The organism is Stenotrophomonas maltophilia group sp. LNF247 (assembly GCF_054083135.1).
Map to the genome: position 1 here is coordinate 142500 of NZ_JBSRQL010000001.1, position 22570 is coordinate 165069.

Sequence of the window (22570 nt, forward strand, 5' to 3'; positions counted from 1 at the left end):
CTCAGTCCCAGGCCGGGGCCAGGCCCGGCGGATCGACTTCGCGGCCGTTGCGGTCAAGCGCGGCGATCGCGGCCATGTCATCGGCATCCAGGCGCAGGTCCTGGGCGAGCAGGTTGCTGGCCAGGTTCTCGCGCTTGGTCGAGGACGGGATGACCGAGTAACCCCGCTGCAGGGCCCACGCCAGCGCGACCTGGGCCACGGTGGCCTGGTGCTTGCCGGCGATGGCGGCCAGCACCGGGTCCTTCAGCACCTTGCCGTAGGCCAGGGTCATGTAGGAGGTGACGGTGATGCCTTGTTCCTGCAGGAAGGTGGTCAGTGCCGGGTTCTGCAGGTAGGGGCTCAGTTCGATCTGGTTGGTGGCGATCTCGCCGGCACCGACCACCTCGATGGCCTGCCGGGTCAGCTCGATGTTGAAGTTGGACACACCGATCTGGCGGGTCAGGCCCAGCGTCTTGGCGTCGGCCAGCGCGGTCATGTATTCGCGCAGTTCAACGCCATTGCCCGGCGCCGGCCAGTGGATCAGCAGCAGGTCGACATGGTCGGTGCGCAGCTTGGCCAGGCTGTCGCGCAGGCTTGGGATCAGCTTGTCGGCGGCGTAGTTGTCCACCCAGATCTTGGTGGTCAGGAACAGCTGGTCGCGTGGGACGCCGGATTCGGCGATGGCCTGGCCGACTTCGGCTTCGTTGCCATAGATCTGCGCGGTATCGATCGCACGGTAGCCGACCTCAAGGGCGTTGCGCACCGAGTCGATGACGGTCTGGCCGGTCAGGCGGAAGGTGCCGACGCCAAAGGAAGGAAGGCTCATGATGGACTCCAGGGACTTCGTTGAGAGCCGGTGGGCTCGGGACAGGGCGAAGTGTGGGCGCTTTACATTTGTTGATTAAGCTGTGTATACAGGAAACGCTTTTGCGCCGAGGTAAAAAATGAAAACCACCCTGGATGAGCTGAAGGCCTTCGTGGCCGTGGTCGACAGTGGTTCGATCACGGCGGCGGCCGAGGCGCTGGAGCTGACCATCTCCGCCACCAGCCGCACCCTGGCGCGGCTGGAGGACAAGCTGCAGACCACGCTGCTGCGGCGGACCACGCGGCGGCTGGAGCTGACCGAGGAAGGCGCGGCGCTCCTGGAGTACGCGCGCACGATCCTGGCCACGGTGGACGAGGCCGAGGAACAGATGGCCGCGCGGCGGCTGCAGCCGGTCGGGCGCCTGCGCGTGGACGCCGCCACGCCGTTCATGCTGCACGTGATCGTGCCGTTGCTGGAGGGCTTCCGCGAGCGCTACCCGCAGGTCGAGCTGGAGCTGAATTCCAACGAGGGCATCACCGACCTGATCGAGAAGCGCACCGACGTGGCGTTCCGCATCGGTGTGTTGCGCGACTCGACCCTGCATGCGCGGCCGATCGGCCACAGCCGCATCCGCGTGGTGGCCAGCCCCGAGTACCTGCGCCGCCGCGGCACGCCAACGCGCGTGGAGCAGTTGCGCGAGCACGACCTGCTGGGCTTCACCCAGCCCAGTTCGTTGAACGAATGGCCGCTGCACGATGCCGATGGTGGGCTTTTCGTGATCGCGCCGGCGATCGCTTCATCCAGTGGCGAGACACTGCGGCAGATGGCGGTAAGCGGGCTGGGCATCGCCTGCCTGTCTGATTTCCTGACCCGCCAGGATCGGCGTGAGGGCCGCCTGGTGCAGCTGTTGGCCAAGCAGACGCAGGAGGTGCGGCAGCCGATCAATGCGGTGTACTACCGCAACACCGCGCTGGCCGCGCGCATCACGTGTTTCGTCGACCACGTGACGCAGACGCTGGGACAGCGACCGTTCGACGAGTAGAGAAGGGTAGAGCCGGCCGCTGGCCGGCTTTCCCCACCTGCCGGATCACCGCAGCTGCCGGCCAGCGGCCGGCACTACCGTTGGCTGCGTCGAGCGCATCGGTAGATCCACGCCATGCGTGGATGGCGTGTTCCAACCGACCTGCGGCCGGTGTTAGCGGTTGCGCAGCGCCCGCCGGTTGCCGATGTGAGCGAACGCCAGCAGCGCGCCACCACTGGCTGTCGCTACGCCATGCCAGAGCAGCGATTCCTTCAGCGGCAGATACAGAGAGGCCGACAGCAGCAGGATGGCGCCGGCGCAGGCCAGCCGCAGGGGCTGCCAGCGCCCGTGCCGGTGCACCCCGGCCGAGGTGCTCGCCAAGGCCAGCGAGGAGGCCAGCAGCGCGAACAGCCACTCCCAGCGCGACATCATCAGCAGCAATGTCATCGCGCCATGGCCGGGATGCTGGAACGAGCGCAGCGCCATCATCGCTGCCGGCACGAAGGCCAGCAGCAGGGGCAGGGCGATGCAGTGGGCGGCGCAGGCCAGGGACAGCCAGGCACCGGCAAGATCGAAGCGGGGGTGCCAGCGTGCCGAAGTTGGCGGCTGGGCCAAGGCCCTTGCGGGCGTCGTGGGGATATGGTCCATAATGTTACATAGTAACAATTGGAGACTCCCCCATGAAGCTTCCTGCTGTTCTATTCCTGCTGCTGGCTGCCAGCGCCGCACAGGCCCATGACATCCGCCAGCACGCACCGCACGTGCATGGCCAGGCGACCGTCGAGGTTGCGCTTGACCAGCAAACCCTGGAATTCGCCCTTCAGGCCCCCGGCATCGGCATCCTCGATTACGAGCGGCCGCCGGCCAATGCAGCCGAGCAGGCCGCGCTGGCACGGGCTACGACAGTGCTGAAGGGAGGCAGCTGGGTCACCCTGCCCACCGCTGCGGGCTGCCGTCTGGCCACCAGTAAAGCCGATGCGGAGGGCTTCGACGCGACGGCCGCCGCGCCGCCGCCGGGACAGCACCGGCACGCAGGTTTCAGCGCGACGCTGCAGTACCACTGTGCCAAACCTGCCGAGCTGCGGGCGATCGTCGTGCGCTTGCCCGTGCTGTTCCCGGGCCTGCACGAAGTCATCGTCAACAGTGCAACCGCCAATGGCCAGAACCGCAGTGTGCTGACGCCCGACAACCTGCGCGTGGTGCTGGCACCGTGAGCGCGGCACCGGTGATCTCGCTGGAAGACGTGCAGTTCGGCTACGGCACGCGGCTGGTGCTGGACATCCCGCGGTTGTGGGTCGAGCAGGGCAGCAGCGTGTTGCTGCGCGGAATCAGCGGTGGCGGCAAAAGCACCCTGCTGGGCCTGCTGGCGGGCGTGCTGCTGCCCGGCAAGGGCCGTGTCGAGGTGGCCGGCCACGCACTGCAGGACATGGGGGGTGCGGCGCGGGATCGTTTCCGTGCCGACCAGTTGGGCGTGATCTTCCAGCAGTTCAATCTGCTGCCGTTCCTCACCGTGCGCGACAACATCGCGCTGGGCCTGCGCTTCTCGCGCCTGCGCAGCGCACGCATCAGCGGGCCGCTGGATGCCGAGATCGCCCGCCTGCTGCAGGCCCTGCAGCTCAATCCTGAGCTGATGCAGCGGCGGGCGGGTACGCTCAGTGTTGGCCAGCAACAACGCGTGGCGGCAGCGCGCGCCCTGATCGGCCGTCCGATGTTGCTGCTGGCCGATGAGCCTACCTCGGCGCTCGACCGCGAAGCGGCGACCGCCTTCCTGCAGCTGATGTCCGCGCAGTGCCAGGCGGCCGGCACCACGGTGCTGGTGGTCAGCCATGACGACAGCCTGCAGCCGTTGTTCGACCGCACCATTTCACTGTCCGAGATCAACCAGGCAGGTGCCGGCCATGCTTGAGCTTGCCTGGGCCAGCCTGCGCAGCCGCGCGTTGAGCGTGGGCCTGACCGTGCTGGTCATCACCCTCAGCGTGGTGCTGCTGCTGGGCGTCGAGCGTGTACGCACGCAGGCGCACGAGGGGTTTGCCAGCACCGTATCGGGCACCGATCTGATCGTCGGTGCGCGTTCGGGACCGGTGAACCTGCTGCTGTATTCGGTGTTCCATATCGGCGACCCGACCAACAACGTGTCCTGGCAGTCCTACCAGGAGCTGTCCGCATTGCCGCAGGTGAAGTGGTCGGTGCCGTTGTCGCTGGGCGATTCCTGGCGCGGCTACCGGGTAGTGGGTACCACTGGCGGCTACTTTGAACATTATCGTTATGGTTCCGGCCACGCGCTGGCCTTTGCACAGGGGCGGCCCTTCGATGATCTGTATGACGCGGTGATCGGCGCGGAGGTGGCTCGCGCGCAGAAGGTCGGCCTCGGCGACGAGATCGTGCTGGCGCACGGCACCGGCGCGGTCACGCTGGCCACGCATGCCGACAAGCCGTTCCGCGTTGCCGGCATCCTGCAGCGCACCGGCACGCCGGTGGATTCGTCGCTGCTGGTCTCGCTGCCGGCCATCGAGGCGATCCATGTTGACTGGCGATCGGGCGTGCAGCTGCGCAGCCAGAGCGTCAGCGCCGAGCAGGCGCGCCACCTGGACCTGACCCCGACCAGCATCACCGCCTTCATGCTCGGCCTGAACTCGCGCATCGCCACGTTCTCGGTACAGCGCAGGATCAACGAGTATCCGGACGAGGCGATGCTGGCGATCCTGCCCGGCGTGACCCTGCAGCAGCTGTGGCAGTCGCTGGGCACCGCCGAGCGAGCCCTGCAGCTGATCAGTGCAATGGTGGTGCTGCTGGGCATGGTCTCGCTGGTGGCGCTGCTGGTCTCCACCCTGCAGGAGCGGCGGCGCGAGATGGCCATCCTGCGTGCCACCGGCGCGCGACCGGGCTACATCGCTGGCCTGCTCGTGGTGGAAGCGGTGGCGACCAGTGCGGTGGCCAGCGTGCTGGCCCTGTCGCTGCTGGTGGTCGCCAGCATTGCCGGGCGCGGCTGGGTACTGGCCACCTTCGGTCTGTCGATCACCCATGTCTGGCCGGATGGCCGTGAACTGGCATGGGCTGCGGGCGTGCTGCTGATCAGCGCCGTAGCCGGGCTGGTCCCGGCGTTGCTCGCTTACCGGCGCACCTTGGCCGATGGCCTTTCACCGGGAGGCTGAGCATGCGATGGATGCGGGTAGCGGCAATGGTGCTGGCGCTGGCCGCCTGTGAGCGGCCGGTGGATACCGGCGTACAGGCCTTGCCACCCTCGCCGGTCGTCGACCGCGATGAGCCTGCAGGCGCTGTGGAGCAGGAGCTGGACTGGTTGCAGATGATGCCCAAGGACGAACTGGCCGCGCTGGAGCGGGGCGAGGGCCCGGAGGTCGAGCACAGCGGCAACCGGCGCATGCCGCAGTTCGGTACGTTCCGTACGGTGGAGACGGTGCTGCAGCGACCGGTGCGCCTGCCGGGCTACGTGGTACCGCTGGCCAACGCGCAGGACGGGCGGCTGACCGAATTCCTGTTCGTGCCGTACTACGGCGCCTGCATCCACGTGCCACCACCACCACCGAACCAGATCGTGCACGTGGTGCTGCCGCGCCCGATCGAGATGCCCGACATGTACTCGCCGTTCTTCCTGGCCGGCACCCTGCGCGCCGAACGGTTGGACGACGATCTGGCCGGTTCGGCCTACACCATGCGTGACGCACAGTTGAGGCCCTATGAACCGTAGTTGCCTGCTGCTGGTACTGGGGTGCGTCGGGTTGGCAGGCTGTACGGCGCCGGGCGGCGACGCCGTGGTGGTCACGCCGCAGGACAAACCGGCGCCCTCCGCCACGGCCGAAGCCCCCATCGACCGCTGGGACGCGTTGCGGCCCGACGAAGTGACCTACCAGCGCCCGCCGCCGCAGATCGGCCTGTCACGCGGTGGCATGGACGGCGTGGGCGGGCTGATCGACGACACCGGCTCAGGCACGCCGCCGGGGCAGGAGATCGACCATTCCAGCCCGGACCGGGCCAAGCAGTTCGGCTCTTCGCGCGTGGTCGACGCTGTCGATGGTCGCGTGGTGGATCTGGATGGTTACGTGGTACCGCTCGGCACCAACGATGCCGGCCTGGTCGATGAACTGCTGTTCGTGCCGTTCTACGGGGCCTGCATCCACGTGCCGCCGCCGCCACCCAACCAGATCATCCACGTGACCCTGGCGACGCCGATCGCGCTGGGCGATCTGTGGGATCCGTACCGGCTTGCCGGCCGCCTGCAGGTGAAGCGTTTCGACGCGGACATCGCCAGCGCGTCCTACGATGCCGCGGCAGCCACGCTGACGGCGATCCACAACTGATGCGCCGGCGCCGGATCATGGCTGCCGGGGTGCTGCTGGGCGCAGTTGTGCTGCTGGTGTGGTGGCAGCGGCAGCGCGCACCCACCGCGCCGCCGGCGGTCGCGTTTCCGGCACCGGCGTCCGATGCCAGCCAGCGCATCGAACAGCGCCTGGGTGATGACCCCGCGTTCCGCAACGACGTGCTGTTCCTGCTCGCGGCGACCCTGCGCGACCGCTGCCAGCCGGCGCAGGCCGGGCTGCTGGCGCGCATGGCCAATCGTGCGTCACTGCCGGTGCTGGCGGCGGTGAGTGCGGTGACCCAGCAGGATCCAGCGCTGGACCGACCGATCTACCAGTACATCCAGCATCGCGCCGATGCGACGCCATGCGGCCAGCCGCTGCAGATGCCGTTGGCCGGTGGGCGCAGCATGGCCGTGGACATCGAACAGTATGCGCGCACGTTTCCGGACAGCTACTTCGACCCGCAGCGCAGCAGCGAACCGCGGGATTTTGGTGGACTGCCGTTGCAGCAGCGTGCCGGCAATGCCTGCAACAGCGTGGTGTATTCGGTGTTGCCATTGGGCGGTACCGATTGGCGGTGCAGCAGCCTGCGCGCGAATGCCCGTGCGCGGGTGCGCGGCCTGTGCGAGGACGAACTGCGGCGCCAGCACGGTGGCATCGGCGGCGAGCTGGACGCCGCCGTGGGGCAGGGCATGCAGAGCGCGGTGGTGTCGGCGGTTGCCGTGCTGCCCGAAGACTGCCGGTGAGCGTCCACCCACAGTGCCAGGCCACCCCTGGCCCGCTTCAGTAGAGCCAGGCCATGCCTGGCTGGCGGCGCAGTCGAGCAAGCCCGCCTCTACAAAAGCTGAATCGGTGGGCTTTGAAGGTCATAACTATACAGGACATCCGGTATAGTTATGGCCGTATTCCACCCCACCAGGTTCTCCCATGGCTTTGTCCCAGCCCCTGGCCGGTGCTCCGGCCCTGTCGCGTGCCCGTCGCTGGGCACTGCTGTTCACCGTCGCCGCCGGCCTGCTGCTGGTCACGCTCGACAACTCCGTGCTCTACACCGCACTGCCCACGCTGACCGAAGAACTCTCGGCCAGTGCCGGCCAGGCGCTGTGGATCATCAACGCCTATCCGCTGGTGATGGCCGGCCTGCTGCTGGGTGCGGGTACGCTGGGCGACCGCATCGGCCACCGCCGCATGTTCCTGATCGGCCTGGTGGTGTTCGGCGTGGCCTCGCTGGCGGCGGCGTTCGCCGACACCGCAGCGCAGCTGATTGCCGCACGCGCGTTCCTGGCGGTCGGCGCGGCCGCGATGATGCCGGCCACGCTGGCGCTGATCGGCCTGAGCTTCCACGAAGAGCGCGAACGCAACATCGCCATCGCGATCTGGGGTTCGGTGGCCATCGTCGGTGCGGCGCTCGGCCCGATCATTGGCGGCTGGCTGCTGCGGCACTTCTGGTGGGGCTCGGTGTTCCTGATCAACGTGCCGGTGGTGGTGGTCGCCTTCGTGGCCACGCTGCTGCTGGCACCGGAAGGCCAGCGCGACACCTCGCGGCCATGGGACCTGGTTTCGTCGCTGCTGGCTCTGGCTGCACTGTCGGGCCTGGTGCTGGCGATCAAGTCGCTGATCGCTACGCCGCCGTCGTATGCGCTGGGTGCAGGCGCGCTGCTGTTGGCCGTCATCAGCGGTACGGCGTTCGCACGCCGCCAGCAGCAGTTGCCGTACCCGCTGCTGGACTTCGCGATCTTTCGCAATCCGGCGTTCCTGGCTGGCACGCTGTCGGCGGTGTTCACCCTGTTCGCGATGGCCGGCCTGCAGCTGGTCACCACCCAGCGCTTCCAGCTGGTGGCAGGCTTTACGCCGCTGCAGGCGGGCCTGCTGGTGTCGGTGGCGGCGCTGGGCAGCCTGCCCAGTGCGCTGCTGGGCGGCAGCATCCTGCACCGGGTGGGCCTGCGCCCGCTGATCTGTGGCGGCCTGGCTGCGGGTGCGCTGGGCGTCGGCGTGGTGGCCTTCGGCTTCCCGCACGGCCTTGGTTGGGTGGTGGCTGGCATGGCCATCACCGGCTTCGGTATGGGTTCGGCCATCTCGGTGGCGTCCACCGCCATCCTCAACAACGTGCCGGCGCACCGTGCGGGCATGGCCTCGTCGGTGGAAGAAGTGTCCTATGAGTTCGGTGGCCTGCTGGCGGTGGCGATGCTGGGCAGCCTGAGTGCCGCAATGTACAGCGCGTTCCTGCCGGTCTCGGCCGATATGCCGGCGCTTGCCCGCGAGGGTTTCACCCAGGCGCTGCATGCCGCGTGCGAGAGCGGGCAGGGCGAGTGGTTCGCACTGGCTGCGGCCGCGTATGACCGTGGCTACCAGATCGTGCTGCTGGTGATCATGGCGATGCTGGCGCTGGGTGCGGCGATCATCGCGCGCCTGCTGCGCGGCCGCGTCGGCAGCCGCGAGGGCGCGGCCGATCGCGTAAAATGAAGCGATGAGAACCAGCAAGCGCGATCGCATCCTCGACGCCGCCGTCAACGTGATCAATCGTGACGGCGTGCGCGCGGTGACCTTCGAGTCGGTGGCGGCCGAGGCCCAGCTGACACGTGGTGGCCTGCTGTACCACTTCCCGTCGCGCGAGGCGCTGCTGCGGGGGATCGACGAACACCTGGTACAGGCCTGGGAGACGTCGATGGAAGCATTGCTGGGCAAGACCGCCGAGCAGGCCACTGCGTTGGAGCGTTACCAGACCTTCGTGCGCGTGTCTGCCCAGAGCGCCACCCGTGCCGAGCTGATGTTCATGCTCGAATCGGCCGACCCGGACGCCGAAGAGCGCCCGTGGGGACCGGCGGTGCGTCGCTGGGCACCGCTGCCGCCGGAGGCGGGTACAGCGGAAGACAGCGCAGCGCTCGACAATTTCGTGGCGCGGCTGGCCGCCGATGGCCTGTGGATCTACGAGGCGATGTACCAAGGCCAGCTGGATGCAGGCGTGCGCGCCCGTGTTGCCGAGCGCATCGCCGGGCTGTTGGCGAAGTCTGACGGATCACCGCACTTGTAGAGTCGACTGTCAGTCGACTGCCCTTCGGTCAGACAACGAAAACCCCGCGCTTCGCGCGCTAGTCGACTGACAGTCGACTCTACTGCTCGCGCGTCTGCCCAGCCTGGCCCCGAGCCGCTTGCGGAACGCCTTCGACAGCGAGAATGACGGAACGTCCAGTTGAGCGGCCCGCCGGCGCGCAGACATCGCTCGTGGTAGAGCCGACCGCTGGTCGGCTGCCCTTCGGTCAGGCCACCAAAATGCGCTTCGGCAGAGTCGACTGTCAGTCGACTGCCCTTCGGTCAGACAACGAAAACCCCGCGCTTCGCGCGCTAGTCGACTGACAGTCGACTCTACCGCTCGCGCGTCTGCCCAGCCTGCGCGGCGCTCGCGGCCAGCCACGCCCTCGGCGATACCCCCAATCGCTTGCGGAACGCCTTCGACAGCGAGGCGGTATCGGCAAACCCCACCTCGATCGCCACCTGCTTGACCGCCACGCCTGCCCGCAGCTGCGCGCAGGCCAGGCTCAGCCGCCAGTCCAGCAGGTAGCTGGCTGGCGTTGCCTCCATCACGTCCTTGAACACGGCCGCGAACGCGCTGCGCGACATGCTGGCGGTCGCGGCCATGCGCGGCAGCGTCCATTCGTCCTGCGGTGCCTGGTGCATCGCCACCAGCGCGCGTGCCAGCCGCGCATCGGACAGCCCCCGCATCAACCCGTGGCTGACGCCGGCTGCATCCGGGTGGTCGATCACCCAGCGCAGGATCTGGATCAGCGCCACCTCGAACAGGCGGTTGGTCAGCAGCCGTGACCCGCAGCGCTGGCGATCGGCTTCGGCGAACAGCAGCTGCAGGGTGTCATCCAGTTCGGTGATCGCGGCCAGCGGCACCACCATCACCGGTGGCAGTGACTGCACGATCGGATTGCGCGCGCCACCATCGAAATCCAGCGTGGCACAGGTGAAATCCGGGCCGTCCAGCGGAGCGTTGAAGAACACATGGTGCAGCGGCTGCGGATACAGCAGGAGGCTGGGTGTATCGATCTTCAACCGGGGCAGCGTGCTATCGCCCCCAGGATGACGGACTTCCATCTCACCCTGGCGCAGGATGTGCAGGAACGCACGACCGGGCTGCGGCTCGAAGACATGCTGCCCGCACAGCGGGCCACTGTGGAACAGGGCCGCCTGCACCCGGAAGCGTTCCAGCAGGGAGGAGAGTCGATCTGGCGCAGGGGTGGCGGCGCGCATGCTCATGGACGTATGGACAACATATGTGGCGCATTGAGGATGTTACGTCCAGGGAGTCTACCTAGGATGGGCGGGTCGTCCAATCCCGGGCGCTTTCCCAAGGAGATCCACCATGTCCCGTGTCCCCCTGATCGATGCCGCCAACACCACCGCCGACCGCCAGGCCCTGCTGGGCCAGGTCCACGCTGCCTTCGGCGCCACCCCGGCCATGTTCCGCGCCGTGGCCAACTCGCCGGCTGCCCTGCAGAGCATGTGGGGTTCGTTCGGCGCGCTGGGCGGCGGTCGCCTGTCGCCGCTGCTGGGCGAGCAGATCGCCGTGGCCATCGCCAACCGCAACGCCTGCGAGTACTGCCTGGCCGCGCACACGGCATTGGGCCGCAAGGCCGGCGCCAGCAGCGAGCAGATGGCTGCCGCGCAGATCGGCCAGTCCAGCGACCCGGCCACTGCGGCGGCGCTCGACTTCGCGTTGAAGGTGGTCGAGCAGCGTGCGCAGATCGCCGACGGCGACGTGCAGGCGCTGCGCGCGGCTGGCTTCGATGATGAGCAGGTCGTCGAGATCCTCGCGCATGTGGCGCTCAACCTGTTCACCAACTACGTCAACGTGGCGTTCGACGTGCCGGTGGACTTCCCGAAGGTCGCGCTGCGCTGAGGTGTACCGGGCCGGGGGACGCAGTGCTCCCGGCCATCCTCAGCGGGCGTGGCCGTCGTGCGCCTGCAGCCGCTCCGGATGGGTATACACATTGAACCCGCTTTCCCGCGCGAACCCGACCAGGCACAGGCCGGCGCTGCGGGCCAGATCGATCGCCAGCGCGGTCGGCGCGGACACCGCCGCCAGCACGCTGGCGCCGGCGCGCACTGCCTTGCTGACCATCTCGTAGCTGGCCCGGCTGGAAATCACCAGCAGGCCGCCTTCGATGGCGTGTTCATTGTGGTGCAGGGCACCGATCAGCTTGTCCAGTGCATTGTGGCGGCCCACGTCCTCGCGTACCCAGCCGATGCGCCCACTGGCGTCGGCCCAGGCCGCGGCGTGGATCGAGCCGCTTGCCGCATTCATCGGCTGGCGCTGCGCCAGGCTGGCCAACGCCCGCTGCAGGGCGGTGGCGGAATAGCTGCGGCGCTCGCGGATCTGCGGCAGTGGGCGCAGCACTTCTTCCAGCTGGCGCGTGCCGCACAGGCCACAGCCACCACGGCCGGGCAGCAGGCGCCCCTTGTCGGGGTCGAGGTTTGCGCCGGGCGCAGCCTCGTCCACGGTCATCTGCAGCTCGATGCCTTCCAGCTGTGGGTGGATATCGATCGACAGCAGCTGCGAGGGCGCACTGATCAGGCCTTCGCTGAGCGAAAATCCGAGTGCGAAGTCCTCCAGATCACAGGGTGTGGCCATCATCACGGCAAAGGCGGCATCGTTGTAGCGCAGCGCCACCGGCACTTCCTCGGCCACCACGTCGACCTGCTGCTGTTGCGTGCCGCCGCGCCAGCGCTGCAACGGGCGTTGGGCGGTGCCGGCAGGCGGGGTGTGCAGCGGGATCGAATCAGGCATGCAGCGCGTCCGGACAGGGGAGAAACGCGGGCGGGCCACCGCCTGCGGTTTCGAGGATAGCGCAGTGGTCGCGCGCAGACTCGGCTGTAACCGTTGCCATGGCAGGTTGTGCTGAAAACAGCCTGTGCCCTCTGGCGAAGCGCCGCGGGCCGTGCTTGACTGTGCGGCTGGTCGTGCCACTGAATGCACCGCCGGACCGCGTTGTGCCGTTCGTTGTTGCGTTCCTTCCGCCAGGTTCCCGAACATGTCCGAGCAGAAACCGCCGCGCTACAAGCCCTACAACCAGCCGGCCGGAGGCTGGGGTGCCGCTGGTGCCACGGCCAAGGTGCTGCTGCAGCAGAGTGTCATCGGCAAGGGGTCGAAGGCGCTGCTGGCGATGAACCAGCCCGGTGGCTTCAAGTGCCCCAGCTGTGCGTTCCCCGATGCCGACGAACGCAGGAAGCTGGAGTTCTGCGAGAACGGCGCGAAGGCACTGGCCTGGGAAGCCACGCAGTTCCGTGCCGGTCGTGAGCTGTTCGCCCGGCACACCGTGACCGAGCTGATGGCGCAGACCGACTACTGGCTGGAGATGCAGGGGCGGCTGACAGAGCCGATGCGCTACGACGCTGCGACCGATCACTATGTGCCGTGCAGCTGGGACGATGCCTTCGCACTGATCGGCCGTCACCTGCGGGCACTGGACAGTCCTCACCAGGCCGAGTTCTACACCTCCGGGCGCACGCCCAACGAAGCGGCGTTCCTGTATTCGATCTTCGTGCGCGAGTTCGGCACCAATAATTTCCCGGACTGCTCGAACATGTGCCACGAGCCGACCAGCCGCGGGCTGCCGCCGGCCATCGGGGTGGGCAAGGGCACCATCGTGCTGCAGGATTTCGATCACGCCGAGGCCATCTTCGTGATTGGCCAGAACACCGGCACCAATTCGCCGCGGATGATGAGCAACCTGGTGGAGGCACGCAAACGCGGCATTCCGATCGTGGCGGTCAACCCGATGCCCGAGCGCGCGCTGATCCGCTTCGCAGAACCGCAGGACGTGGTGCAGATGGCCACGTTCGGTTCGACAGAGATCAGCAGCGAGTTCGTGCACATCCGCATCGGCGGCGACCTGGCCCTGATCAAGGGCATGATGAAGGTGATGTTCGAGCGCGAGGCGCAGGGCGAGCGCGTGCTCGACCACGATTTCCTGTCAGAGCACACGGTGGGCCTGGAGCCGCTGCGCGACGACGTGATGGCGCAGGACTGGGATCAGATCGTGCAGGTGTCCGGCATTTCGCAGGCGCAGATCCGTCGCTGTGCGGAGATCTACATCCGCTCCAATGCCACCGTGATCTGCTACGGCATGGGGCTGACCCAGCACCAGTACGGCTCGCGCCTGCTGAAGCAGTCGCCAACCTGCTGTTGCTGCGTGGCAACTTCGGCAAGCCCGGTGCTGGCATCGGGCCGATCCGGGGCCATTCCAATGTGCAGGGCGACCGCACTGTCGGCATCGATGAAAAGCCGAAGCCGGCCTACCTGGACCGCGTGCAGCAGGTATTCGGCTTCGACCCGCCGCGCGAGCATGGCCATCACGTGGTCGAGTCGATCGAGGCGATGCTGGATGGCAGTGCCAAGGTGTTCATCGGCCTGGGTGGCAACTTCATTCATGCGGTGCCTGATACACCGCGCGCGTACGAGGCAATGCGCGGCCTGGACCTGACCGTGGGCATCGCTACCAAGCTCAACCGTGGGCATCTTGTTCATGGCCGCGATGCGCTGATCCTGCCGGTGGTGGCGCGCTCGGAGCGCATCGTCACGCCGGCCGGCGAGCAGTTCATCACCATTGAAGACGCGATGTCCAATGTGACCGCCTCGCGGGGCGTACTCGAGCCGGTCAGCCCCGATGTGTTGCCCGAGGTCGAGATCGTCTGTCGCATGGCGATGGCCACGCTGCCACGCAGCAGGGTCGACTGGGCAGGCTGCATGCACGACTACGCACACATCCGTGAGTTGATCGCGGCCGTGTACCCGGAGATCTACACCGGCTTCAACCAGCGCATCCAGCAGCCGCACGGCTTCCATCTGGATATCCCGCCGCGTCGCCGCGTCTGGCCCACGCCCAATGGCAAGGCCAACATCCTGGTGATGCCTGGCCTGGACGTGGATGATCCGGTTCACGACCCCGACATGCTGCGGCTGGCCACCGTACGCTCGCACGATCAGTACAACACCACCATCTACAGCTACAACGATCGCTATCGCGGCGTGTACAACGATCGCATGGTGCTGTTCATGAACATCGAGGACCGGCTGGCGCGCGGGCTGCGGAAGGAGGCGCTGGTCAGCCTGGAGACGATCAGCAGTGATGGCGTGCAGCGACGCATCGAAGGCTTGACCGTGCTCGATTACCCGATGCCGCGCGGCGCGCTGGCCGGCTACTACCCCGAACTGAACCCGTTGCTGCCGCTGGATTACCACGACCGGATCAGCGGCACCCCCGCAGCCAAGTCGATCCCGGTGCGGATGCGGGCGATGCCGGCGGTCACCTAGCAGTGGATCAATCCAGTCCTATGGGCTTCCGGCATGTGGATTGGGTTCATCCAGCGCAAAGGAGCAACGGAAATAGTTGGCGCTATCCCGCCAGGCGCCCACGATCGGTTCCTGGATCTGTGCCAGCAGTTCACGGGCCTTGACGGGATCATTGGCCTGGCAGGCGAAGTAGGCGAATGATTGCAGGTTCCATGGCGAGGGATAACGTGACAGCACGTCTTCGAAGCCGCGTTTCATGGTCGGCCAGTTCACTTTCGACTCGGTGAACAAACGGTCCTCGTACTCCCGCTGCGAGGCGACCCAGTAGATACGGGCGTACAGCATGTATTGGTCCTGCGGTGGGGCCGCAGCCATGACCCTGCGTGCATAGGCTTCCAGGCCAGCCGGATCGCCGCCCCACTTCGGAGCGAAATAGCGCACGGCAGCAAAGTAGAGCGGGAAGTAGCCCGGATAGCGCGCGATGCCTTCGTCATGCAATGCGAAGAAGCGGTCTGCATCCCAACTCTGTTCGATCGCCCGGTGTTCCATCGACTCGTACCAGTACGGGTCCGTGCTGGCGATGTCCTTGTACTTCAGCAGGTAGTCAACGGCCTGCTGCTGCAGCGCCTTGAACGGTGCCCAGTCCTCTTCCTTCACCGTATTTGCATAGCCGGGGCCGCGGATGCTCCAGCCTTGGCGGCTGAGCATCTCAGCCATGGCCAGGCGCGCCGACGGCGACCTGGGGTAGCGCGAGATCCATGCCTGCACGAGTTTCTCGCGACCCTGCCAGTAGGCCGGGTCACGGTTGCTCATGCTGAAGGCATAGCCGATGCCAACGTAGTACGCCGAGAGCTTCCAGACACCGCTGCTGAAGTAGCGATCCGTATCCCGGTAACGACTGGCGAGTTGCTCCAGTCTGGCGAAATCCTGCTTCTCCAGCAGTTGCTTTGCCTGCCGGGAGACTTCGGCGCGTTCGCTTGCTTCATCTTCACCGGATGCACCGGCGTGGGCGATGGTCGCGCACGACAACAACAGCATCACAAGCAGTGTTCGCATGAATCCATTCATGGGAGAAACTCCGTGTCAGGGACAGGGGCATGGCAAGGCAGTGGGCCACGATCGCCATCTCGCCATAGCAGGGGCCGTCGCGCAAGTCGGCAGCGTGGCTGCCAGGCGGGCGTGGGCGCTGCCACCCCATGCTGTGCAGTTGTGCATCGGCTATCATCGGCGGGTGAACCTGCCTGGCCTGCTGCTGCGATGGATGCTGCTTGTTGCCCTGGTGCTGAATGCACCGGCGCTGGCGCTCGCCGCGTCTTCCTACAGCGGTCCGGCCAGCCAGGACCATTGCGTGGCACCGCACTCGGCCGGGATAGCTTCGGCGGGGTGTTGCGATGATGCAGGTCCGGCGGCTTGCCAGAGTGGCCAGTGCGAATGCCCGCCGGCGTGCTTGGGCATGTTGGCAACGCTGAACGGGACACCAGCCTCCCTTTGGCGCGAGGCGCCCGCTCCAGCCAGTAGCCAGCAACGCGCGCCCCCGTTGATGCCGGATCCGTTGCGTCCCCCCATCGCGTGAATTCCTGCAGGCCTCAAGCGCCTGCCATGACTGTTCGACTTTCTCTCAACGCTACCTGCGCCTTCAATGCGTGGGTGGCGGGCCGCTTTGCCCGCCTCTGCAAAGGAATCACTCAATGAACCGTACTCTTTCCCTCGGCCTGCTGCTGGGCACCGTGCTGGCCACGACCGCCTGCGCTCGTGCCGCCGAAGAATCCTCCGCGGCACCGGTCGCCAGCGAAGCACCGGCACCGGCCCAGGCCAGCCCGGCCAAGATCGATCCAGCCTTGCCGGTCGCCATCGTGCACAAGACCGCCAGCTGCGGTTGCTGCGGCATCTGGGTCGACCACCTGAAGGCCGCCGGCTTCCAGGTCGATGTGCGCGACACCGATGACATGAATCCAATCAAGGTCCGCCTGGGCGTGCCGGTCGGCAAGGCCTCCTGCCATACCGCCGAGATCGGCGGTTACGTGGTCGAGGGTCACATCCCGGCCGAGGACATCAAGCGCCTGCTGGCCGAACGCCCGGCCGCGCGCGGGCTGGTGCTGCCCGGCATGCCAGCCGGTTCGCCGGGCATGGAAATGCCGGACGGCTACGTGCAGCCGTACACCGTCGAGCTGGTGCGCACCGACGGCAGCACCGAGCCGTTTGCCCAGCACGGTCAGGGCGGCTGATGGACGGAGGGTGCCGGTCGTCCTGACCGGCACTCTCCGACGCGTCTTGTGTAGAGCCGAGCCTATGCTCGGCTGTGTTTGGCCGGCAAGCCGAGCATGGGCTCGGCTCTACAGGATCAGCGTGCCGTGGCCGTTTCCTTGGCCAACTGGGCGTCGAACTTCTTCTCGGCCGCATCCGCGTAGGCTTTGCAGCTCAGTACCTTCTCGCTGGCGTTGCTGCCAGCAGCATAGTTCCAGTTGCCGGCGCCCGGATGCGGAGTCAGCAACAGGTCGCAGGGCAGGCCGCGCACCATGGCGAAGCTACGTCGGTAGTCCTGGACCAGGCGGGGATAGCGGGCGTTGCCCTGGAGCTGGTAGCCCGGCGCGCTCAGGCTGTCGGCATAGGCGATGCGCACCGGCTTGCCATCGCGGGTATCGGTCCAGGTCCAGGCAGTGCTGCCCGGGGTGTGTCCCGGCATGAAGTGCGCGGTGAACGCGATGCCGCCCACGTTGACCACCTCGCCATCCATGATGATGCGGTCGGTGCTGACCGGCGGAAAGGTGATGCTGTCGCCAAAGTGCAGGTCGTTGCTGCCACCGCGCGCCAGCAGCACCGCCGTTTCTGCATTGGCCGCCACATGCGCGCCGGTGCGACGCTTGAGCTCGGCGACCGGGCCGGCGTGGTCGGCGTGCGCATGGCTGAGCAGGACCAATCGCAGGTCCTGCGGGGCCACGCCGCGCAGCTTCATGTTGTCCAGCAGGTGACCGGCCATCTGCGGCATGCCGCCGTCAAGCAGCACCGCACCGTCGGCGGTCTGCACCAGTAGCGCGGTCAGGTCCTCGGTGCCGATCTGCCAGGTGTGGTCGGCAATCTGCAGCGGTGCCATCGGCTGCAGCCATGAACTGTCCACCGTGTAGGCCCGGAGCTGGGGCAGCGGTTCGTCGGCGGCAGTGACATCAAAGGCAAGCGTGGCAGCCAGGGCGAGGGTAGTCAGGCAGAGGCGCATGGCAGAAAGGTGTCTGGACTGGGGCCGATGAAGCTAGCACGTACCCTGGGCGGGCCGTTTCGCGAATAATTCATGGCTGCGATAAGCTCCGCCGCAGTCGATGCAGGGATTGTTCGCTTGCTGTGGATTGTGAATCCATCTCCACAGGCTGGAGCGCAGAATCGGCCGGGGCTAGCCTGCTTTCAGTCTCAAGGAGGTGGACCATGCATGTGCTCATGGTGATGCTGGGTGGCGTGCTCCTGCTAGGGGTGTTCCTGCTGTTTGGCCGCCTCTGGAGCGTGGGCACCTCGCAGCTGCCCACGGCGCTGATCGCCTTCATCGCCACCTGGCTTCTGGTGGCCGTGGCCAACATGTGGGTGGGGGTCAGCAGGGCCGGTTACGCAGTACGCGAAGAGCTGCCGATCCTGCTGCTGGTGTTCGCCGTGCCGTCGCTGCTGGCCGGTTTCCTGTACTGGCGCCTGGCGCGCTGAAGGAGTTGCATGAGTACCCGACTGCGCCTGCCCGCGCTGCGCCACCGCGATGGCCATCATGCCCGCGTGACCTACGAAGAACTGTTCTTCGACCTGGTCTACGTGTTCGCGGTCACCCAGCTCAGCCACCATCTGCTGCATCACCTGGACCTGGCCGGCGTGCTGCAGACCCTGGTGCTGTGGTTCGCGGTCTGGCTCGGCTGGCAATACGCGTGCTGGGTCAGCAACTGGTTCGACCCGGAGGCGCCGCGCATCCGGGGCCTGATGTTCGCCACCATGCTGCTGGCGTTGTTGATGTCCTCGTCCATTCCCGAGGCATTCGCCGATCGTGCGTGGATCTTCGCCGGGGCGTACGCCACGATGCAGGTCGGACGCACCGCGTTCGTGTTGCTGGAGGTCGGCCGCAACCATCCGTTGGCTCCGAACTTCCGCCGCATGCTGGCCTGGGTCAGCGTGTCGGCCTGCTTCTGGCTGGCCGGCGCGGCGGCCGAGGGCCACCTGCGGCTGGCACTGTGGGCGATGGCGGTGGCCTGCGAATACATCTCGCCGATGTTTGGCTTCGCGTTCCCGGGCATGGGTCGTTCGCACACTCGCGACTGGACCATTGAGGGGGGGCACCTGGCCGAACGCTGCCAGCTGTTCGTCATCGTCGCACTGGGTGAGACGTTGCTGGCCACCGGGGGTGTGCTCAGCGACGTCGAGCACTGGGACCTTGAAGTGGTATCGGCGGTGCTGGCCACCTTCGCCGGCACGATTGCCATGTGGTGGCTGTACTTCGGCATCTCCAGCCACGATGCCACAGAGGCCATCACCCACGCGGAAGACCCCGGACGGATGGGGGCCAACTTCCATTATGTGCATGCATTGCTGATCGCCGGCATCATCGCCACCGCGGTGGGCAACGACCTGGTGATGGATCACCCGGAAGCGGCGGTGACGCCGGTGTATGCAGCGGTGCTGGCCGCCGGGCCGTTGATCTACCTGCTTGGCAGCGCCCTCTACAAGCGCGTTGTGTACGGGCGCGCCCCGTATTCGCATCTGTTCGGTGCCATGGCGCTGGTCGTGTTGGGCGTGGTCTTGCCGCACAGCCATCTGCTGGCCGCCGGTTGGCTGACCAGTGCGGTGCTGCTGGCCGTGGGGTTGATGGATACGCGGTTGAAGCGTCGCCTGCAGCGGGCGTGATCCGTTGCGTCAGCAAAGCGCTCCAGCCGCCATCGAGCGCAAGCGCCGAGCAGTCAACTGACACTCGACTTCAGCACCGCTGCACAAGAAATGCTGGCAGGCTAGGCCAACGCGGCGACCATCGCGGCAAGCTTGCCCACCGTGTTCATGTTGCGGGCAGTGCCTTGCTGGGCATAGGGCATCCGCAGGCGCGAGTCGGCCATGCCAGCACCGTAATGAACGAAGATCTCGCGCGTGCCGAGTGCGAGCTGTTCGTCACGCCGGCCGGTCACGCCGTCCAAGGGATCGGCGGGGAGGCTGGCATCGAGGAACAATGCCACCACACGGTTACCGGCGGCCTGCGGAAACGGATTGCGCGCCACCACGCCGGCGATCTCGTTGGCCGAGCGCACCAGCACGCCCACCGGCTTGCCAGCATAGACCTTGAGCCGCTCGCCGAGGGCCTGGCGCACGCCCGCCTCGTCGAGCGAGGTGCGGAACACCACGTTGCCGCTGGCGATGTAGGTGCGGACATCGGCGAAGCCTGCGTCCTCGCACATCTCCACCAGTTCGCGCATCGGCAGCTTGCCGGTGCCGCCGACGTTGACCGCGCGCAGCAAGGCGACGTAGGCGTTCATGGCGTCCCCGCCTGCAGGCGGTCGTACATGCGTACCAGGTCAACCAGGGTGCGCGCGCCCATCTTGCGCATCACCTGCGCACGACGCACCTTGACCGTGATCTCGCTGACCCCGAGGTCAGCGGCGATCTGCTTGTTGAGGCGGCCGCGCACCACGCCATCGACCACCTCGCGCTCGCCCGCGCTCAATGAATCCCAGCGCTGCTGCAGGGCGCCCAGCACGTCGCCGTCGCGGCGGCGCTGGCGGTCGATCTCGATGCCCCTGTGGATGGCATCGAGCAGCTCCTGGTCACGGAAGGGCTTGGTCAGGAATTCGATGGCGCCGTCCTTGATTGCGTTGACACCCATGGCGATGTCGCCGTGGCCGGTGATGAACACCACCGGCAGCCGCAACCCATGGTTGCCCATCGTGCGGTGGAATTCCAGGCCGCTCTGGCCGGGCATGCGCACGTCCAGCACCAGGCAGGCCGGTGCGTCTACCAGGTCGTGTTCAAGGAACGCCTGGGTCGATGCAAAGGCGTGCACCCGCAAGCCCATCGATGCCAGCAGGTCTTCCAGCGCCGCGCGCACCGACGGATCGTCGTCGACCACATACACGATGGGTGCCGGATCGACGGCAGGGGTAGCGGGCCTACGCATGTTGGGCATCCGTGACGATGGGCAGGTCGAACACGAAGCAGGCACCGCCGCCTGCCGGCCGTTCGGCGCGGATCTGGCCGTCGTTGGCTTCGATCATCGAACGGCTCAGGCTGAGGCCCAGGCCCAGCCCGTGTGACTTGGTGGTCCAGAACGCATCGAAGACGCGTTCGGGATGGTCGGCGGGCAGGCCGACGCCACGGTCGCGTACGCTGAGGCTGACACGCTGGCCGTCGCGCCGGGTCAGCAGCGACAGACGCCGGTCGCCTGCGGGTATGGCTTCCATTGCATCCACTGCATTGAGGATCAGGTTGCCGATCACCTGCTGCACCTGCACGCGGTCGGCGTGTACCTGTGGCAGGTCGGGGTCCAGCAGCAGGGCTACGGCCACGCCATGCCGGTTCAGTTCGCTGCGCGACAGCGCCAGCATTTCCTCCACCGCCTGGTTCAGGTCGAAGGCGCGTCGTTCCGGTGCCGCGCCCTGGGTCAGGCCGCGGATGCGGGCGATCACGTCACCGGCGCGGTGCGCGTCGGCGAGGATGCGGGCCACGGTCTGCCGGGCCTTGTCCACGTTCGGCGGGTCCTGCGCCAGCCAGCGCTGGCAGGCTTCGGCGCTGCTGGCGATTGCGGCCAGTGGCTGGTTGACTTCATGGGCGATGGAGGTGGTGAGCTCGCCCACGGTGGACGCGCGTGCCACCCGCAGCAGGCGGCCCTGCGCTTCCTGCACTGCGGCCTTGGCCGCTTCCATGTTCAGAGCGAGATAGGTGGTGATGCCGATCACCAGCATGCCGATCACCGAGTTGACCAGGCCGATGCGGTAGGTGCCGAAGCGGGTCAGGAAGAAGCTCAACCCGGTCAGCGCGATGCAGGCGATGGCCAGGGTGATCAGCCCGCGCGCGCCCAGCACGCGCGACGCCGCAAGGATGACCGCTGCATAGAAGCAGGCCGCGGCAACCGCATAATCGGTGACGGTGTCGATCAGGAAGATCGCCGCCATCACGACGATCAGGGCCAGCAGCACCAGCGGGCGGCGGGGCGACAGCGATGGCATCGGGGAGCTCCCTTGCGTGGGGGAAAAGGATAGCAAAGCCATCACCGTTGGATGCCGACCTTGGTCGGCGTGCTCTCGTGCGGTGGGTGCCGACTCCTGGTAGGTGCCGACCGTTGGTCGGCACAGCAAGTGAATGGCGGGGGCGATGAGGGTTTGTGCCGACCAACGGTCGGCACCCACCAAAGCGATGCGCGGTGCGTCCGGGGATCATGGGGTTGCCGGCCGGCGGCCGGCACTACTCCTCAAGGCTGGCGTTCCAGAAGCCCTGCAGCACACCGGGCGTGGTCGCCAGCGTGGCCAGCACGGCATCGAGCTCACCGGCATCCACCGTGGTGGCATACAGCACCGCTTCGATCTCCACGTCACGCTCGCCGAATGGCCGCTGGTCCACCGCGCGCACCGGGTACTGCGCCTGCTCAAGTAGCAGCAACAGCCGGTCCAGTACCTCGGCCTGCTGCTCGCGCTGGCAGACCACGTTGATCGCATAGGTCGCCTCGCTGAACGCTTCCGGCAGCGGCTGCCGCTGGATGCGGTTCACCACCGGCCGCAGCAGGGTGTTGGCGGCCAGCACGAACACTGCCGCCAGCACCGCTTCGGGCAGCAGCTTGATGCCGGCACACGCACCCACCGCCGCCGAGCCCCACAGGGTGGCGGCGGTGTTCAGGCCGGACACCTGGGCGCCGTCCTTCATGATCGCACCGGCGCCGAGGAAGCCGACGCCGGAGATCACATAGGCCACCACATGCAGCGGCGAGGGTGGACCACCGTACAGGTCATGGAAGCGCACCGCCAGATCGACGAAGACTGCCGCGCCCACCGCCACCAGCGTGTTGGTGCGCAGGCCTGCGGTGCGCTGGCGCAGCTGCCGCTCCAGGCCGATGACCGTGCCCAGCACGAACGCCACCGACAGGCTGATCAGCGAGCTCAAGGTCGCGCCGGCGTTGAAGGCCGGCAGGTTGGGATTGATGTCCATTGTGTTTCTCCCTGGAC

General features: G+C 67.2%; 24 protein-coding genes. 14 read left to right on the forward strand and 10 right to left on the reverse strand.

Going from position 1 to position 22570, the window contains the following annotated elements:
• Position 1: 1 nt before the first annotated feature.
• Positions 2 to 805 carry a 2,5-didehydrogluconate reductase DkgB gene (dkgB, locus tag ACTXG9_RS00630; protein WP_456115470.1) on the reverse strand — a complete coding sequence of 268 codons (804 nt, stop codon included), beginning with the start codon at positions 803 to 805 and terminating at the stop codon, positions 2 to 4.
• Positions 806 to 923: 118 nt separating this feature from the next.
• Here dkgB and ACTXG9_RS00635 point away from each other — a divergent pair, with 118 nt between their 5' ends.
• Positions 924 to 1826, forward strand: coding sequence for a LysR substrate-binding domain-containing protein (locus ACTXG9_RS00635; RefSeq protein ID WP_456115471.1), 903 nt, complete (start codon positions 924 to 926; stop codon positions 1824 to 1826).
• Positions 1827 to 1979: 153 nt separating this feature from the next.
• On the opposite strand, the gene ACTXG9_RS00640 is transcribed toward ACTXG9_RS00635, so the two are convergent.
• The gene (locus ACTXG9_RS00640; protein ID WP_021202312.1) at positions 1980 to 2453 is read right to left on the reverse strand and encodes a MerC domain-containing protein; all 474 of its coding nucleotides are present in this window, start codon (positions 2451 to 2453) and stop codon (positions 1980 to 1982) included.
• A gap of 32 nt (positions 2454 to 2485) precedes the next feature.
• Here ACTXG9_RS00640 and ACTXG9_RS00645 point away from each other — a divergent pair, with 32 nt between their 5' ends.
• From ACTXG9_RS00645 to ACTXG9_RS00680, 8 genes are all read left to right on the forward strand, one after another.
• Positions 2486 to 3019, forward strand: a complete 534-nt coding sequence (locus ACTXG9_RS00645) for a ZrgA family zinc uptake protein (RefSeq protein ID WP_111101886.1) — start codon at positions 2486 to 2488, stop codon at positions 3017 to 3019.
• Positions 3016 to 3711 carry an ATP-binding cassette domain-containing protein gene (locus tag ACTXG9_RS00650; protein WP_021202314.1) on the forward strand — a complete coding sequence of 232 codons (696 nt, stop codon included), beginning with the start codon at positions 3016 to 3018 and terminating at the stop codon, positions 3709 to 3711. Before ACTXG9_RS00645 ends, ACTXG9_RS00650 begins: the two co-directional genes overlap by 4 nt.
• Entirely contained in the window at positions 3704 to 4957 is a 1254-nt protein-coding gene (locus tag ACTXG9_RS00655; RefSeq protein WP_010485431.1) for an ABC transporter permease, read from the forward strand. Before ACTXG9_RS00650 ends, ACTXG9_RS00655 begins: the two co-directional genes overlap by 8 nt.
• A gap of 2 nt (positions 4958 to 4959) precedes the next feature.
• Complete coding sequence (locus ACTXG9_RS00660; protein WP_021202315.1) at positions 4960 to 5511, forward strand: DUF3299 domain-containing protein; 552 nt, start codon at positions 4960 to 4962, stop codon at positions 5509 to 5511.
• Positions 5501 to 6121 carry a DUF3299 domain-containing protein gene (locus tag ACTXG9_RS00665; protein WP_206621575.1) on the forward strand — a complete coding sequence of 207 codons (621 nt, stop codon included), beginning with the start codon at positions 5501 to 5503 and terminating at the stop codon, positions 6119 to 6121. Before ACTXG9_RS00660 ends, ACTXG9_RS00665 begins: the two co-directional genes overlap by 11 nt.
• On the forward strand, positions 6121 to 6867 hold the full coding sequence (locus ACTXG9_RS00670) for a hypothetical protein (RefSeq protein ID WP_111098513.1): 747 nt from the start codon (positions 6121 to 6123) through the stop codon (positions 6865 to 6867). The genes ACTXG9_RS00665 and ACTXG9_RS00670 overlap by 1 nt, the downstream gene beginning before the upstream one ends.
• 181 nt (positions 6868 to 7048) lie before the next feature.
• The gene (locus ACTXG9_RS00675; RefSeq protein WP_456115472.1) at positions 7049 to 8581 is read left to right on the forward strand and encodes an MFS transporter; all 1533 of its coding nucleotides are present in this window, start codon (positions 7049 to 7051) and stop codon (positions 8579 to 8581) included.
• Between the two features lie 4 nt (positions 8582 to 8585).
• On the forward strand, positions 8586 to 9149 hold the full coding sequence (locus ACTXG9_RS00680; RefSeq protein WP_019659818.1) for a TetR/AcrR family transcriptional regulator: 564 nt from the start codon (positions 8586 to 8588) through the stop codon (positions 9147 to 9149).
• Positions 9150 to 9481: 332 nt separating this feature from the next.
• Here the strand turns inward: ACTXG9_RS00680 and ACTXG9_RS00685 are convergent, their stop codons facing one another.
• Entirely contained in the window at positions 9482 to 10378 is an 897-nt protein-coding gene (locus ACTXG9_RS00685) for an AraC family transcriptional regulator (RefSeq protein WP_206621577.1), read from the reverse strand.
• Between the two features lie 106 nt (positions 10379 to 10484).
• On the opposite strand from ACTXG9_RS00685, the gene ACTXG9_RS00690 reads away from it, so the two are divergent.
• A complete protein-coding gene (locus tag ACTXG9_RS00690; protein WP_019659816.1) occupies positions 10485 to 11021 on the forward strand; it encodes a carboxymuconolactone decarboxylase family protein in 537 nt (178 codons plus the stop codon).
• Positions 11022 to 11060: 39 nt separating this feature from the next.
• Here ACTXG9_RS00690 and fdhD read toward each other — a convergent pair whose 3' ends face one another.
• On the reverse strand, positions 11061 to 11909 hold the full coding sequence (gene fdhD, locus ACTXG9_RS00695) for a formate dehydrogenase accessory sulfurtransferase FdhD (protein WP_206621578.1): 849 nt from the start codon (positions 11907 to 11909) through the stop codon (positions 11061 to 11063).
• Between the two features lie 244 nt (positions 11910 to 12153).
• Between fdhD and ACTXG9_RS00700 the strand changes: the two genes are divergently transcribed.
• On the forward strand, positions 12154 to 13605 hold the full coding sequence (locus ACTXG9_RS00700) for a molybdopterin-dependent oxidoreductase (RefSeq protein WP_457654771.1): 1452 nt from the start codon (positions 12154 to 12156) through the stop codon (positions 13603 to 13605).
• Positions 13606 to 14453: 848 nt separating this feature from the next.
• Here ACTXG9_RS00700 and ACTXG9_RS00705 read toward each other — a convergent pair.
• On the reverse strand, positions 14454 to 15470 hold the full coding sequence (locus tag ACTXG9_RS00705) for a DUF4034 domain-containing protein (protein ID WP_021202322.1): 1017 nt from the start codon (positions 15468 to 15470) through the stop codon (positions 14454 to 14456).
• 632 nt (positions 15471 to 16102) lie between these two features.
• On the opposite strand from ACTXG9_RS00705, the gene ACTXG9_RS00710 reads away from it, so the two are divergent.
• Positions 16103 to 16639: a DUF411 domain-containing protein gene (locus tag ACTXG9_RS00710; RefSeq protein ID WP_019659812.1), complete on the forward strand. Its 537-nt coding sequence runs from the start codon at positions 16103 to 16105 to the stop codon at positions 16637 to 16639.
• Positions 16640 to 16755: 116 nt separating this feature from the next.
• On the opposite strand, the gene blaL1 is transcribed toward ACTXG9_RS00710, so the two are convergent.
• A complete protein-coding gene (gene blaL1, locus ACTXG9_RS00715) occupies positions 16756 to 17625 on the reverse strand; it encodes a L1 family subclass B3 metallo-beta-lactamase (protein ID WP_111101896.1) in 870 nt (289 codons plus the stop codon).
• A gap of 203 nt (positions 17626 to 17828) precedes the next feature.
• On the opposite strand from blaL1, the gene ACTXG9_RS00720 reads away from it, so the two are divergent.
• Together ACTXG9_RS00720 and ACTXG9_RS00725 are read left to right on the forward strand one after the other, a co-directional pair.
• Positions 17829 to 18095: a hypothetical protein gene (locus tag ACTXG9_RS00720; RefSeq protein ID WP_021202324.1), complete on the forward strand. Its 267-nt coding sequence runs from the start codon at positions 17829 to 17831 to the stop codon at positions 18093 to 18095.
• A gap of 9 nt (positions 18096 to 18104) precedes the next feature.
• Complete coding sequence (locus tag ACTXG9_RS00725) at positions 18105 to 19277, forward strand: low temperature requirement protein A (protein ID WP_171953039.1); 1173 nt, start codon at positions 18105 to 18107, stop codon at positions 19275 to 19277.
• Positions 19278 to 19378: 101 nt separating this feature from the next.
• Here ACTXG9_RS00725 and ACTXG9_RS00730 read toward each other — a convergent pair whose 3' ends face one another.
• The 4 genes from ACTXG9_RS00730 to ACTXG9_RS00745 form a co-directional block, all read right to left on the reverse strand.
• Positions 19379 to 19894, reverse strand: a complete 516-nt coding sequence (locus ACTXG9_RS00730) for a DUF1697 domain-containing protein (protein ID WP_206621581.1) — start codon at positions 19892 to 19894, stop codon at positions 19379 to 19381.
• Positions 19891 to 20532, reverse strand: a complete 642-nt coding sequence (locus ACTXG9_RS00735) for a response regulator transcription factor (protein WP_021202327.1) — start codon at positions 20530 to 20532, stop codon at positions 19891 to 19893. The genes ACTXG9_RS00730 and ACTXG9_RS00735 overlap by 4 nt, the downstream gene beginning before the upstream one ends.
• Complete coding sequence (locus ACTXG9_RS00740; protein WP_019659806.1) at positions 20525 to 21580, reverse strand: sensor histidine kinase; 1056 nt, start codon at positions 21578 to 21580, stop codon at positions 20525 to 20527. Before ACTXG9_RS00740 ends, ACTXG9_RS00735 begins: the two co-directional genes overlap by 8 nt.
• A 235-nt stretch (positions 21581 to 21815) precedes the next feature.
• Positions 21816 to 22553, reverse strand: a complete 738-nt coding sequence (locus ACTXG9_RS00745; RefSeq protein WP_021202328.1) for an MgtC/SapB family protein — start codon at positions 22551 to 22553, stop codon at positions 21816 to 21818.
• Positions 22554 to 22570: the final 17 nt, after the last annotated feature.